The following is a 12,497-nucleotide window of genomic DNA, read 5'->3' on the forward strand; positions in this document are numbered from 1 at the left end:
CACACTGTCCGCGCCGAGCTCCACCACATCGGCACGCGGGCCGGACCACCTGTTCCGGCCCGATCATCTGCCGGCCGTCGAGAGCGAAAACCGGCTCCCAGTCCGCCAGGCGGCCGCGCCGGGCAACTGAACATATCCGCGACCTCGCCCCGACCGACCCAGCCGGGCCAGATCCTCCCACGTCTGCTCGTCCGGGTCGTTACCCACGGCGGCGAACGACGCGACCTCCGGCAGATACATGCCTGCCCGCCCGGCCCACCGGCTCAGATGCGCATGCCGTCCCCGCAGCGATTCATTCACGGGATCGTCCAGTTCGACGGCGCAGTCCACGGCCGTGCTGTACCCCTTGTTGTCCACACAGCGAGTATGCCGGTTGCCCGCGCGAGGCGAACGAGCCGCGAGCGCCCCCGGCCGCCGTGCATACGTCGCGCGCCTGCGGTGTTCTGCGGCTACCGGTTGAGAGTGGCCAGGGCAGCCGCTGTATCGAGATCGCTGTAGGCCGCGCAATAGCGTTGGGCCAGGGCGATCGCGATATCGGGGCGTTGCCAGAGTTCGCCGGCGCTCGCCGTGCACAGCCACAGGGTCAGTCCGTGCGCGACCGAGGCGCGGTATCCGAGCCGGATCTCTTCACGGGACGGCATTTCGGCGGCCGGCAATGCGAGTGCGTCGCGGTATTCGTCGAGCAGATCGTTCTCGTGGCGGCGCCGGTCCTCGGTGGTGAGCGCGCCCTGCAGGAAGTAGCCGAGGTCCAGTGACCAGTTGCCGCGGCGTGCGACCTGCCAGTCCAGGAATCCGACCTGTCCGTCGGCGAGGAGATAGGTGTTGCCGATATGCGGGTCGCCGTGCAGCAGGGTTTGCGGTGTGGTGGTCAGGGTGCGGATATAGGGCTTCCAGATACCTTCGATGAGGTGGCCGATGGTCAGCGCAGTGATCTCGGCCGGTGCGTCGTCACCCAGACGGTCGAGCGCTTCCTGTAGTGGGGCGATTTCCATACCGTCCCACGGCAGGAACGGTTCGAGCCAGGCCAGCGCGGGATCGTCGCTCACGCGCTGCCCCCAGAACCGACCGTGCATCCGGCGCCCAAACCTCGAACGCCCGACGCGGCCTGTTCCGGGGTAAGTGGCCGCGTCGCGTCGCGGGGGTCCGCGCCCCGGGCCGAGAGATCTTCCATCACCAGCAGGAAGTCGTAGGCGTCCTCGTCGATCAGTGCCGTATGGACCGCCGGATGCTCCAGCGGTAGCGCGATGCCGGAATTGAACAGGCGCGGCTCGTGGAACATCCCGCTGGTCATCCGGATCAGTTCTTTGTGCGCGGGATCGGCTGCTTTGACGAATACGGTGGCCGGGCCGTGCCCGGAGGCGTAGGTGAGTTCCAGCCTGGCGCGCCGGTTGGTGCCGTCGTCCCGGAGCTTCACCTGGACCGATTCGACCATCGCGCCCGGGTGGTCCCGCGTCAGCGCCGCGGTCATCCATTCGGGTGTGATCTGGTCCCAGTCCTGGGGTATCGCAAGTACTTCTGCGCTCATCGAGCCTTCCTCTACAGTTGGAAAACGTCATTCTCTCATAAGGGCAATGACATTCTTGGCGATTCGGCATTCACCGACTCGCTCGCAATCGAGAAATCACGGCGCGCGGCGCCCGGGTGCGGAACATGATGTCGCCAGGCCGGCTCAGCCGGGGCCGTCGGCCTTGAATCCGTCGAACAGCCGGCCCCCGAAGTCGTTCAGTACCCGGGTGACGATGCCGGCCATCGGTTCGACGGCGCCGAGTGCCACAGACCGGACCCCGTGCGCCAGCGCGCGCGAGTAGTCCGTGCCGGCCTCTCGATCGAAGAAGGCCAGCTCGCGGTGTAACCATTTGCCGCGGCCCCTCCACCGGCCGTGCCCGGTGAGGATCAGTTCTGCGGTGGCCCGCCACAGGTTGAACGCGATCAGCAGGCGTTCGTCGTCGTCCCGGGAGCCTACGAGATCATCGAGCAGATCGTGAGCCCGTAGCGCTCGGCCCGCAATTCCTCGATACTGAGCGGTTACGGGCCGGCGGCCAGCAGAGCTGCGCACGTTTCCGGTAGATATGCACCGCTCCCGTCGCTGTCGAGCAGAATCTGCGTCTGTCCGATCAATCGCAGGATCGTCGGCTTCCTGGCCGTGCTTTCCGTGGCGAGAAAATACTCCATCGACGTTTCGGTGTGCACGAAAAGCTCTACGGGCCATCGGTGATATCGCAGCGATTCGCGGTACGGCGCGGGCGGACCCGCGAGTAGCACGGTGATATCCAGATCGGAGGTCGGCGTGGCAGTCCCGAGCACAGTGCTGCCCCCCAGCCACGCCGCTCGCGCCTGCGGGAACCGCTCGTACACCAGGTTTCTGGCGGTTTCGAATCCGTCGATGGTCATACCCGATCCAACCGCAGACCTCGCCTTCGAGGTCGGATTCGAGCTCCAGGGGTTGCCGGGTTATCGAAGTCCCGGCAGCTTTCTCAACTGAGCCCCTGGGCGAAGCCGCCGTCGACGATGAGTTCGGTACCGGTGGTGAAAGTGGCATCGGCCGCCAGATACAGCGCGGCGGCGGCGACTTCTTCGACAGTTCCCGGCCGGCCCATCGGGGTGGTCTCCTTGCCGTCTCGGATGAACTCTTCTCGCTGTTGTTCGGTGAGCTCGGCGACGCCCATGCTGGGGGTCAGAATGAACCCGGGAGCTACCGCGTTGACCCGGATGTTGCGTGGCAGCAGCTCGGCGGCGAGAACTTTGGCGAATGCGCGGACGGCTTCTTTGGCAGCGGAATATGCGCTGAGACCGGGGAAAATTCGATCGTTCGACACAGTGGTGAACACGATGCTGCCGTTGTCGCGGATGAGGGGTGCCAGGCGTTGGGTGGTGAAGAAGGCGCCTTTGGCGTTGACATCGAAGACGCGGTCCCAGTGGGCGACGGTGGCGTCGGCGAGGGTCTGGAATTCCGCGATGCCGTGGTTGACGAAAAGATAGTCGATTCCGCCGAGGCGTTCTTCGACGAGGCGGCCGAGGTTGTCGATATCGGCGGCGTCGGTCGCGTCGGAGCGGATGACGTGCGCGGGGAGTGGCTGCAGAAGAGATCGCGCTTTATCGATCCCGGCCTCGCTGCGTCCGGTGAGGACCACTTCGGCGCCGCGGTCGAGAAGGGTCTGCACAATGGCCAGCCCCATGCCGTGAGTGCCGCCGGTGACGACTGCCTTCTTGTCTGCCAACGGTTTACGGGGTTCTTTTTCGGTCATGTAGCGAAGCTAAACTTTGACGTCGACGTGAAGGTCAATGATATGAGGCGGGCATCACATGCGAATCGGCGAACTGTCGTGCAGAACAGGTCAGAGCACTCGCGCGCTGCGCTACTACGAGGAACAGGGCTTACTCCAGCCGCGGCGGCGGTCGAGCGGCTATCGGGACTACGAGGAAACCGCCGTGGAGTCGGTGCGCCGAATCCGGATCCTGCTGGCTGCGGGACTGCCCACCCGCGTCATCGCCGAAGTGCTGCCCTGCATGATCGCCACCGGCAGCTATCTCGCGCCGACCTGCGAGGAGATGGCCCAGGATCTGCGCGCCGAACTGGAGCGCATGAACCGTGATATCGAAGAACGACTGGCCGCTCGCGAGATTCTCGAATCGATTCTCGCTGCGGAATCGCGCACCCTTTCATCATGACCGATAGGTCGCTCACAACTCCGCAGCGAGCGATTGCGACCGTGCGCGACAACGGCCACCCGGTGTGGCGCAGGCGGGGACGCCACGGACCGGATGGTCGCTGGATCGATCACCGCCAACCCGACGGGTGATCGATCCGGGAGCGCGCGATCGGCGATCGGTGGTGTCACCGATCGCCGATCGCGGTTATGGAGTTGTCATCGTGCGAAAGAGTTGCGCAGGTCGGTGACGGTGGCGCGGCGCTCGTAGGCGATCCAGGCGAAGATCGCAGCGAGGACCAGGGGGAAGATCGCCATCGAGGGCTTGTCGGCGATGAAAGCCTGTGTTCCGGCGGCGAGCACGGTGAGGACGGTCAGGCCCGCGGCGGCGAGGGCGGACAGTCGCGGCACCATCAGGCCGATACCGCCCGCGACCTCGACCACACCGATGAAGATGAGCAGCGCGAAGGGGATGGTCAGATTCTCGGGGGCGTTGTCCGCCAGCGCGTTGGGCATCACGAGCTTCGGCCCGCCGGAGGCGATGACGAAGAACAGGCCGAGCAGGATCTGCAGGGTCCACAGGACGCGATTGCGGATTGTGCCGGGGCGGTCGGTGACAACGGAGGTGGTGGGGTTCGCGGTGGTCATGGCTGGTCCTTCTGGTCGGTCGCGCCGGGTTGGTAGCGCGTTCAACCGATAAGACGGGGGATCACCGGCGGAGTCATCGTTGTCCGTGAAGTTTTTTCACCGAACCTCTATCGAGCACATGTGGCCTACGCCGGGGTGCCCGGCGTGCGGAGCTGCCGGAGGATTTCGCCGGCATGTGTCCACAGCAGTGCGGCGCCGCTGTCGGGTAGGTAGTGCCTGGTGGCATTCGGGATCCGGGCGGCGAGGGTGACGCCGTGGTCCGGGGAATGGGTCGGGTTGTCGTCTCGCCCGCCGTACCAGAGATGGACGCGGGCGGTGAGGTCCTCCACCCGGAACGGCCAGCGCGCGAAATGCAGGACCGTATCGCGCGCGTAGCCCGCCGGCCCCTGCGTAAATCCGGAATCCAGCGCGCGCCGGAACGCCGCCGCGAATTCCGGTTGCAGGTAGATCTCCCGATCGGCCTCGGAGCTGCCCTCGACGCTCAACCGCCACAGTGCCTCGGCGCTCCCGAAGCGGGCGAAATCACGCTCGGCACCGGCGGGATCGGCGGCCACCAGATCGACCAGCTGTCGCACTTCATCCGGCAGAATCGTTGCGGGGTGGGCGAGTTCGTCACCTCCGGAGACGATCGCCACCGCGGAAGTGATCCCGCGTGCGGCCAGGGCGAGCGCGAACGGGGCTCCCTGCGAGAAACCGACGACCGCGGGACCGGGGACGCCCAGTTGATCGATATCGTCGGCCCAGTCCAGCAGCGTGCGCCCCGGCATCCCGGTGGATTCCCCCAACCCGGGCCGCTCCACCGAGATCAGCCGGATTCCCAGCTCGGCGGCCGCGCCGAACCCGAACCCGAGCCGACATCCCCATCCCGCGCCCGGGCAGAACAGTACCGGCCGGCCGTCCATCGGGCCCCATTCCGCCCATCCCAACCGGCGCCCATCTCGCAGTCTCGTTATCCCTACCCGCGCGGGGTCGTCCACCTGCAGCATTCCCATGCGGGCCATGATTGCCATGGAGTAGTGGTCGGTACAAGCAGTTTTGCGCTGCCGCCGGGCTGATATCGGTGGGCGCGCCGATTGTTTTCGTCGTCGACGGCGGCTGAACACCACACGCTGTCCATGCGTTTCCGATCGGGGGTTTTCCGAGTGTTGCGCTCGGTCGGGTCTACCAATCGTTGGCTTGACCAACAAATGTGTATGTTGGTGTAGGAAATGTTGGTTGCGCCAATGAATTGGCGTCGAGCCCGCTGGAGTGAAACCCGTGATCGAACCGTTCCGTATCGAAATCCCCCAAGCCGACCTGGACGATCTGGCAGACCGGCTGGCCCGCACTCGGTGGCCCAACGAGGTCGTCGGCGCAGGGTGGGATTACGGCTTCCCGATTGCGCGGCTGAAAGAACTCGCCGAATACTGGCGCACCGGTTACGACTGGCGCGCGCACGAAGCCGAGCTCAACGAACTACCGCATTACATCACCGAGATCGATGGGCAGAACATCCATTTCGTCCATATCCGGTCCGCGGAACTCGCCGGTCGGTCAGCTGGCCTGGATCGCGGAACGTTTCGCCCACTGGACCGATCCGCGGACGCCGATCGACGACGATCGGATGCTCACCGATATCTCGCTGTACTGGCTGACCGGCACCGCGGCATCCTCGGCTCGACTGCACCGGAAAGCTGCGCGCGGGCATACGCCGTGCCCGGTACCGGTGGGCGTGGCGGTTTTCGCGTACGACATCACACAATCGGTACGGCCGCTGGCCGAACGGCTGTACGACATCCGGCACTGGTCGGAATTCGATCGTGGTGGCCACTTCGCGGCGATGGAGGTGCCGGAGCTGCTCGCCGCTGATATCCGGGACTTCTTCCTCGCACTCGTCGGCGAAAAGCCTCGGGTGGGTTCATTCTGAGTACTGCTGTGGTCCAGTCGCTTTGTGTGCGGTGCGCTGTGTGTGGGCCCTCGGCCGCAGTGCGCGATCTCAGGTCCGCGGGATGTGGAATTCCCATTCCGTACCTTCGCCGACAATATCTGCGGTGAGTAGTTCGGCCGTACCTCCGAGGGCGGCGATACGGCCGGTTATCGAGCGGGACACCCCCATTCGGCCCTCGTTCGCTGCTTCGGCGAGGCGGCCGGGTGGGATACCGATACCGTCGTCGCGGACGCTGACGACCAGTTCGGTACCGGTGTCCTCCAGGAGGACATAGGCGCGGGCGTCGGGTCCTGCGTGCAGTTCGACGTTGGTCAGGGCGGCGGCGACTGCGGCGGTGATCTCCTGGGCCGTCCAGCGGCCGACGCGTACCGGTTCGCCCGGAGTGGAGACCACCACCCTGGGCGTGGCGTGCGCGGTCAGTTGTGGACGTAGGTCGACGGCGGTCTCGCCGTTGTCCGATTGTGCGGCCTGTTCGGAGATGAGCCGCCGCAGCGCGATCTCCTGCTCACCCGCGCGTTCCGCCAGTTCCGTTGCCGGGCCGCCTATTTCATTGCCGCGTCGTTTGATGTAGGAGAGGATCTGCAGGACACCGTCGTGCACCTGGCGGGCCAGTCGTTCCCGTTCCTCGGCGGCGGCGGTGAGCCGTACCGCGCGCTGTAACTGTTCCTGGGCGCGGCGGGCGGTATTGGCGGCCAGGCCCAGCGCCAGACCCACCGACACCAGGACGGGTGCCGTCGCATCGGCCCACACATCCTCGCCCCACTGCTGCCGCATGGTGATGATCGTGGCCGCGATGAGCAGGCCGGAGGCGACCCCGGCGAGCGGGCCGCGCAGGATAGCGGCGGAGATGACCGCGTTCGCCGACCACATGGTGGTGGGCAGCGGTTGGTGTCCGTGATACCAGTCGTAATCGGCGACCAGGGGAGTGGCCGCGATCAGCCCGAGCACCACGATATGGTCGCCCAGGACGACCAGCGTGCGGGTGCGTGCGGTATCGGATGTGCGCCGGTGGGTCAGGAGCAGGGCGGAGATACCGGACCAGATCACCATGAGCGTGATGAAGAACCAGCTCAGTAATCGGTTCTCGTAATACTGCACCGATGCGATCTGCTGTCCCACCGCATACAGCAGTGTGACCAGCCGGAACGCTTGGACCGCGCGCCACAGGGGCGCGGTCGCGGCGTCGGCGGGGTCGGGTGCGTCGTACGGCAACCCCCGTGAGGGCCTGGTCGTGGCCATACCCGCACTCTAAGCAGTGAGCGTGCTCGGCTCAGGCCGAAATGCGTGATCGCCTTCGGATATACCCAGGTACCGCTGTGTCCAGGTCCGGGTGAACCAGCCGGGCGCGGCAGCCCGGAATCGCGGCGGCGGCCACGAGCCCGCGCCCGCGGGAAGAGTCCCGGCGATGGCGGTGCCGGTGACTCGCGGCAGGTCGGTGCGATTGGTCCGGGTCGCCAGATCGGGGTGTTGCGGCCAGGAGCCCACCACCAGGCCGGCGCACGGCACACCGGCCTGCTCCAGGGCTCGGATGGTCAGTTCGCTGTGGTTGAGCGTGCCCAGGCCCGGCGCGGTCACCACCAGTACCGGTGCCGCGAGCTCGCGGGCGAGGTCGAGGAGGGTGAACTCGCCGAGGCGTACCAGCAGGCCACCGGCGCCTTCGATCAGCGTCAGATCGGCGGAATCGAAGTCGCTTATGGCGGTAGATGTTTCGGTCAGGGTGAGTAGTGGGCCACCGCACCGGCGGGCGGCGGTATCGGGGGCCAGTGGGTCGGGGTAGCGGGCCAGTTCGAGCGTCCGGGTCACCCCGGAGAGTGCGGTGATCGTGGCGAGGTCGCCGGGTTCGGTGGCCGCGACACCGGTTTGGGCGGGTTTGCAGACCGCGACGGTGCGGCCGGCGGCGCGGGCGGTGGCCGCGAGGGCAGCGGTGGTGACGGTTTTGCCGACCTCGGTGGAGGTGCCGGTGACGAACAGCAAGGTCATACGGGCACCGCCGCGCTGCTCCGTGCGTGCGCCAGCACCGGGATCAGGACCTCCGCGAGGGTGCCGAGATCGGCTGGGGTGAGATCGGCGCGGGCGGTGAGACGCAGCCGGGAGGTGCCCTCGGGAACCGACGGCGGGCGGAAACACCCCACTTCCACGCCGTGTTCGCGGCAGGTGCGGGCGGCGTCGTGGGCGATCTGCGGGTCGCCGAGGACGATCGGGACGACCGCCGAATCCGGTGCCGCGACCCCGGCGATCCGGGCGATATCAGCGGCCCGATCCAGTACCCGCTGCCCCAGCCCGGGGTCCCGGCGCAGAATCCGCAGTGTGGCGCGGGCGGCGCCGACGGCGGCAGGGGCCAGTCCGGTATCGAAGATCATGGTGCGGGCGGTGTCGATGAGATGTGCGCGCACCCGTTCGCCGCCCAGTACCGCACCGCCCTGGGCGGCGAGGGCTTTGGACAGGGTCACGGTGACGATCACATCCGGTTCGCCCGCCAGCCCGGTCTCCTGGACGAGGCCCCGTCCTCCGTCGCCGCGTACACCGAGCCCGTGCGCTTCATCGACGAGCAGGAGCGCGTTGTGGTCGCGGGTCACGCGGTGCAGCTCGGCAAGGGGCGCCAGATCGCCGTCGGCGCTGAACACCGAATCGGTGAGGACGAGGGCGCGCTCCTCGGTGCGTTCGGCCAGCAGCCGGGCGACGGCGGCGGTGTCGCGATGCGGTGCGATCGCCACCCGGGCGCGGGAGAGCCGGCACGCATCCACGAGGGAGGCATGACACCCGGCGTCGGAGACGATCAGTGAACCCCGGCCGGCCAGTGCGGTCACGGCGCCGAGGTTGGCGGAGTAACCGGAGGAGAAGACCAGCCCGGCCGGGAATCCGGTGAATTCGGCCAGTTCGTTTTCCAGGAGCTCATGGTCGGTGGTGGTTCCGGTGACAAGCCGCGAACCTGTCGATCCGGCCCCCCAGCGATGTACCGCCTCGATGGCTCCGGCGCGGACTTCCGGGTGCCGGGTGAGGCCGAGGTAATCGTTGGAGGCGAGGTCCAGTGCCGGTGAGCCCGCGGTGCGCGGGTGTAGGTGCCGTCGTAGTCCGGCGGTCACGCGGGTCGCCGCGTGGTCGTCGAGCCAGGCCAGTGGGTCCGAGGTCACGCCAGGCACCATACTTGAACACCGTTCAAGATTGCTATGGGGTCCCTTTGCTGTCGGCTCGCCGGGGGTTTCGGCCTCGCGTAACACCGGAGCTACCGCGAGTTGTTGCCTGTGCTGTCTATGAGGTGAGTTCGACGCCGTTTCAGGGTTAAGCGTCGATTCGGTCCGGCCTCGTCACCCCGGGCTGCTCCGGCGTGGGGGCGCCGCTCCGGGGTGGAGTGGCGGACCGGAGCGTGGTCTCGTGAGGCCCGTCTGTGGGCGTGAAGCTTGCCTCGACGGGGCGCGGGGCGGGTGCGTGTAAAGGGTTTCTGCAGGTGGGTGGACCGGTTCGGGTCAGCGAATTTCCGCGCCCAGTCGGTGCCGGATGCCGGCGGTGAACAGTTGTAGGCCGAAGTCGAATCGGGCGGTCGGGTCGGGACCCTCGGTGGGCTCGGGGGAGTCGGCTGTGGGCAAGGCTCCGGCCGAGTCCATCTGCATCCGGGACTGTTCGTCGACGGTGTGACCGAGCACGTAGTACAGCAGCGTGTAGGCGGCGAGTTCGGCCTGTTCGCGGGGCATACCGGAGCGTATCGCCGCGCCGGCGATACGCTCCCGGCCCTTGCTGGTGGTGAGGCGGGAGGCGTAGGTGGCGGAAACCAGTTCCGCACCGTCGCGGTAGGTGAGCAGGCAGTTGCGCAGCCGGTGCGCCAATTCGGTCATGGCCCCCGACCAGTCGCTCGCGGCGACGGGCTGTTCCATCGGAGCCAGGATCCGGTCGGCGACGGCGCCGAGCAGTGCCTGTTTGTTGGGGAAGTGCCAGTACAGCGCCCCGGGCTGGACGTTCAGCGAACCGGCGAGCCGGCGCATGGTGAGGTCGGCGAGTCCGTACTGGTCGAGGATGGTGAGGGCCCCGTCCACGACATCGTCTCGGTGTAGTTGCACAGTCGGTCCTCCCGGTGGCTTCGATACCGCCCCTGACGCTACCCCAGCCTGAACGCTGTTCAATCTTTGCCGCTACCCTGTCCTGAACGCTGTTCAAGTCCGGTGTGCCGGCCCATCGCCGGGCACCTCCCGACGAAGGGATTCGCCAGTGACCCAGGCCCCTGCCACCAATCGGATATCCGCGGACGATGTGCTGGCCGTTGCGCGGGAACAGGTACTAGAGCGCGGTATCGGGCTGTCCCGGGAACAGACCCTGGACGTGCTGCGCCTCGCGGACGACCGGCTCGAGCAGTTGCTCGAACTCGCGCACGAGATCCGGGTGAAATGGTGCGGCCCGGAGGTGGAAGTCGAAGGCATTATCAGTCTCAAGACCGGTGGTTGCCCGGAGGACTGTCATTTCTGCTCGCAATCGGGGCTGTTCGCCTCCCCGGTCCGGGCGGCCTGGCTCGATATCCCGAGCTTGGTCGAAGCGGCCAAACAGACCGCCAAGACCGGGGCCACCGAATTCTGCATCGTCGCCGCTGTCCGCGGCCCGGACGAACGGTTGATGGCGCAGGTGGCCGCCGGGGTGGAGGCCATTCGCAACGAGGTCGACATCCAGGTCGCCTGTTCGCTCGGAATGCTCACCCAGGATCAGGTCGACCGGCTCGCCGCGATGGGCGTGCACCGCTACAACCACAATCTGGAAACCGCCCGCTCCCACTTCCCGAACGTGGTCACCACCCACACCTGGGAGGAACGCTGGGACACCCTGCGCATGGTGCGGGCAGCCGGGATGGAGGTCTGCTGCGGCGGAATCCTCGGTATGGGCGAAACCCTCGAACAGCGCGCCGAATTCGCCGCCGACCTCGCCGCACTCGAACCCGACGAGGTACCGCTGAACTTCCTCAACCCCCGCCCCGGCACACCGTTCGGCGACCTCGAGGTCCTGCCCGCCGCGGACGCCCTGCGGGCTGTGGCCGCCTTCCGGCTCGCACTGCCCCGGACCATCCTGCGCTTCGCCGGCGGCCGCGAGATCACCCTCGGTGACCTGGGCGCCCGGCAGGGCATCCTGGGCGGCATCAATGCCGTGATCGTCGGCAACTACCTGACCACCCTGGGCCGCCCGGCCGAACAGGACATCGACCTGCTGGGCGAACTCCAGATGCCGATCAAGGCACTCAACGAGACCTTCTGATCGGCGGCGTCAACCGCGGAAGGCAGGGTCGGATGAGTACTGTCGGCGATATGGACGAGCGCTACAACCCGTTCACGGGTACGCGGGTCGTGCCCGGGCAGGACGAGCCGGCCTCCCGGGCCGTGGTACTGGGCCTGGAACCGCCGCGGTTCTGCGCGCACTGCGGGCGCCGGATGGTCGTGCAGATCGATCCGGGCGGCTGGCGGGCGCGTTGCTCGCGGCACGGGGTCCTCGATTCGGCGTGCGCGGAGAGGCGGTAGCGGTGCCCGGGTCACGCGGGGGCGAAGCCGCCCGGGCGCGCCGGGGTGGAGCGCGCAAGGAAATGCGTGCCGCGGCGGTGCTACTGGCCGCCGTGGTCGTGCTGAGCGTATTCGCCGGCGTGGTCTGGGGTCTACTGGTACCGACCGAGTCGGTGCTGGTGGTCGAACCGGGCCGCGGTGCCACGCTGGTGGGGGAGAGCCTGCACAGGTTCGACGCCCTGGCCATCTTCGCGGGTCTGGGTGCGGTGACCGGTGTGCTGTCCGCGGCCGCGGCCTGGCGGTGGCGGCGGATGCGCGGCCCCATCCAGCTCGTCGGGCTGCTGCTGGGTTCGGTGGCCGGGGCGTGGGTCATGGCGTGGATCGGGGAAGCGGTCAACGCCTGGGACAACCCGCGGCCCGACGATCCGCCGGTGGGGCAGATCGTCTCCTTGCCCGTCGGTCTGGAAAGCCCGCTCGCCCTGCTGGTCCAGCCGCTGACCGTGGCGCTGGTCATCCTGATCCTGGCCGGGCTCAGCACGACGGAGGATCTCGGTAGCGGATTCATGAGTCCCTTCGGGGACTCGCGCCCCCAGCCCTTTGCGGAATACCCGGACTACGACCAGGCCGTCTACCCCGGTGAACCGTCCGCCCGGGTGCCGGCGAACGGCGTCGCCGAACCCGGAGCGCAGGTCCCGGGCGGCGGTGCAGCCTCGCTGTCGCCGCAGGAGTCACCGCCGGGGCCGTCGCTGTCGAAGTAGCGCGGCCGCCGGCGGAAATGCGGAGCGGCAACGGTTCTCGCCGGCCGGG

15 protein-coding genes and 2 pseudogenes are annotated in these 12,497 nt (G+C 67.6%); 6 read left to right on the plus strand and 11 right to left on the minus strand.

Annotation, left to right across the window (positions count from 1 at the left end; translation table 11 throughout):
- Nucleotides 1-63: 63 nt before the first annotated feature.
- The 5 genes and pseudogenes from ON22_RS09560 to ON22_RS09575 form a co-directional block, all read right to left on the minus strand.
- Entirely contained in the window at nt 64-357 is a 294-nt protein-coding gene (locus tag ON22_RS09560) for a hypothetical protein (protein WP_051157371.1), read from the minus strand.
- 92 nt (nt 358-449) lie between these two features.
- Nucleotides 450-1,525: pseudogene (locus tag ON22_RS09565) on the minus strand (phosphotransferase).
- Nucleotides 1,526-1,669: 144 nt separating this feature from the next.
- On the minus strand, nt 1,670-2,056 hold the full coding sequence (locus ON22_RS35580; RefSeq protein WP_051157372.1) for a hypothetical protein: 387 nt from the start codon (nt 2,054-2,056) through the stop codon (nt 1,670-1,672).
- Nucleotides 2,026-2,391: a nucleotidyltransferase domain-containing protein gene (locus ON22_RS35585; RefSeq protein WP_051157373.1), complete on the minus strand. Its 366-nt coding sequence runs from the start codon at nt 2,389-2,391 to the stop codon at nt 2,026-2,028. The genes ON22_RS35580 and ON22_RS35585 overlap by 31 nt, the downstream gene beginning before the upstream one ends.
- 83 nt (nt 2,392-2,474) lie before the next feature.
- Nucleotides 2,475-3,245: an SDR family NAD(P)-dependent oxidoreductase gene (locus ON22_RS09575; protein ID WP_051157374.1), complete on the minus strand. Its 771-nt coding sequence runs from the start codon at nt 3,243-3,245 to the stop codon at nt 2,475-2,477.
- Nucleotides 3,246-3,303: 58 nt separating this feature from the next.
- On the opposite strand from ON22_RS09575, the gene ON22_RS09580 reads away from it, so the two are divergent.
- Nucleotides 3,304-3,669 carry a MerR family transcriptional regulator gene (locus ON22_RS09580; protein WP_033245138.1) on the plus strand — a complete coding sequence of 122 codons (366 nt, stop codon included), beginning with the start codon at nt 3,304-3,306 and terminating at the stop codon, nt 3,667-3,669.
- 197 nt (nt 3,670-3,866) lie between these two features.
- Here ON22_RS09580 and ON22_RS09585 read toward each other — a convergent pair whose 3' ends face one another.
- Both ON22_RS09585 and ON22_RS09590 read right to left on the minus strand, forming a co-directional pair.
- Entirely contained in the window at nt 3,867-4,295 is a 429-nt protein-coding gene (locus ON22_RS09585; protein ID WP_033245139.1) for a DoxX family protein, read from the minus strand.
- Nucleotides 4,296-4,420: 125 nt separating this feature from the next.
- Nucleotides 4,421-5,287 carry an alpha/beta fold hydrolase gene (locus ON22_RS09590; RefSeq protein ID WP_197039684.1) on the minus strand — a complete coding sequence of 289 codons (867 nt, stop codon included), beginning with the start codon at nt 5,285-5,287 and terminating at the stop codon, nt 4,421-4,423.
- Between the two features lie 265 nt (nt 5,288-5,552).
- Here ON22_RS09590 and ON22_RS38690 point away from each other — a divergent pair.
- Together ON22_RS38690 and ON22_RS09595 are read left to right on the plus strand one after the other, a co-directional pair.
- Nucleotides 5,553-5,753, plus strand: a pseudogene (locus tag ON22_RS38690) (epoxide hydrolase N-terminal domain-containing protein); the annotation flags it as partial.
- Between the two features lie 22 nt (nt 5,754-5,775).
- A complete protein-coding gene (locus tag ON22_RS09595; protein ID WP_051157375.1) occupies nt 5,776-6,201 on the plus strand; it encodes an alpha/beta fold hydrolase in 426 nt (141 codons plus the stop codon).
- Nucleotides 6,202-6,270: 69 nt separating this feature from the next.
- On the opposite strand, the gene macS is transcribed toward ON22_RS09595, so the two are convergent.
- From macS to ON22_RS09615, 4 genes are all read right to left on the minus strand, one after another.
- A complete protein-coding gene (gene macS, locus ON22_RS09600; protein WP_063820563.1) occupies nt 6,271-7,461 on the minus strand; it encodes a MacS family sensor histidine kinase in 1,191 nt (396 codons plus the stop codon).
- 9 nt (nt 7,462-7,470) lie between these two features.
- Entirely contained in the window at nt 7,471-8,202 is a 732-nt protein-coding gene (gene bioD, locus ON22_RS09605) for a dethiobiotin synthase (RefSeq protein WP_051157376.1), read from the minus strand.
- Entirely contained in the window at nt 8,199-9,365 is a 1,167-nt protein-coding gene (locus ON22_RS09610) for an 8-amino-7-oxononanoate synthase (protein ID WP_086007696.1), read from the minus strand. Before ON22_RS09610 ends, bioD begins: the two co-directional genes overlap by 4 nt.
- A 321-nt stretch (nt 9,366-9,686) precedes the next feature.
- A complete protein-coding gene (locus ON22_RS09615) occupies nt 9,687-10,274 on the minus strand; it encodes a TetR/AcrR family transcriptional regulator C-terminal domain-containing protein (protein WP_033245143.1) in 588 nt (195 codons plus the stop codon).
- A 148-nt stretch (nt 10,275-10,422) separates the two neighbouring features.
- On the opposite strand from ON22_RS09615, the gene bioB reads away from it, so the two are divergent.
- The 3 genes from bioB to ON22_RS09630 are packed head-to-tail and all read left to right on the plus strand — an operon-like array spanning nt 10,423 to nt 12,448.
- Nucleotides 10,423-11,451 (plus strand): biotin synthase BioB, encoded by a 1,029-nt coding sequence (bioB, locus tag ON22_RS09620; protein ID WP_033245144.1) that lies wholly within the window; start codon nt 10,423-10,425, stop codon nt 11,449-11,451.
- A gap of 32 nt (nt 11,452-11,483) precedes the next feature.
- Entirely contained in the window at nt 11,484-11,711 is a 228-nt protein-coding gene (gene bsaP / locus ON22_RS09625) for a biotin synthase auxiliary protein BsaP (RefSeq protein ID WP_033245145.1), read from the plus strand.
- A 2-nt stretch (nt 11,712-11,713) separates the two neighbouring features.
- Nucleotides 11,714-12,448, plus strand: coding sequence for a DUF2567 domain-containing protein (locus tag ON22_RS09630; RefSeq protein WP_063820564.1), 735 nt, complete (start codon nt 11,714-11,716; stop codon nt 12,446-12,448).
- Nucleotides 12,449-12,497: the final 49 nt, after the last annotated feature.

The sequence above is a fragment of the Nocardia carnea NBRC 14403 genome (assembly GCF_000308515.1).
Lineage (GTDB): Bacteria > Actinomycetota > Actinomycetes > Mycobacteriales > Mycobacteriaceae > Nocardia > Nocardia carnea.

Excerpts from the sequence above, each read along its gene's own strand:
- ON22_RS09575 (WP_051157374.1), bottom strand. The coding sequence starts at position 3,245 with ATGACCGAAAAAGAACCCCGTAAACCGTTGGCAGACAAGAAGGCAGTC.
- ON22_RS09585 (WP_033245139.1), bottom strand. The coding sequence starts at position 4,295 with ATGACCACCGCGAACCCCACCACCTCCGTTGTCACCGACCGCCCCGGC.
- ON22_RS09580 (WP_033245138.1), top strand. The coding sequence starts at position 3,304 with ATGCGAATCGGCGAACTGTCGTGCAGAACAGGTCAGAGCACTCGCGCG.
- ON22_RS35585 (WP_051157373.1), bottom strand. The coding sequence starts at position 2,391 with ATGACCATCGACGGATTCGAAACCGCCAGAAACCTGGTGTACGAGCGG.
- bsaP (WP_033245145.1), top strand. The coding sequence starts at position 11,484 with ATGAGTACTGTCGGCGATATGGACGAGCGCTACAACCCGTTCACGGGT.
- bioD (WP_051157376.1), bottom strand. The coding sequence starts at position 8,202 with ATGACCTTGCTGTTCGTCACCGGCACCTCCACCGAGGTCGGCAAAACC.
- ON22_RS09610 (WP_086007696.1), bottom strand. The coding sequence starts at position 9,365 with ATGGTGCCTGGCGTGACCTCGGACCCACTGGCCTGGCTCGACGACCAC.
- macS (WP_063820563.1), bottom strand. The coding sequence starts at position 7,461 with ATGGCCACGACCAGGCCCTCACGGGGGTTGCCGTACGACGCACCCGAC.
- ON22_RS09590 (WP_197039684.1), bottom strand. The coding sequence starts at position 5,287 with ATGGGAATGCTGCAGGTGGACGACCCCGCGCGGGTAGGGATAACGAGA.
- ON22_RS09595 (WP_051157375.1), top strand. The coding sequence starts at position 5,776 with ATGGGCAGAACATCCATTTCGTCCATATCCGGTCCGCGGAACTCGCCG.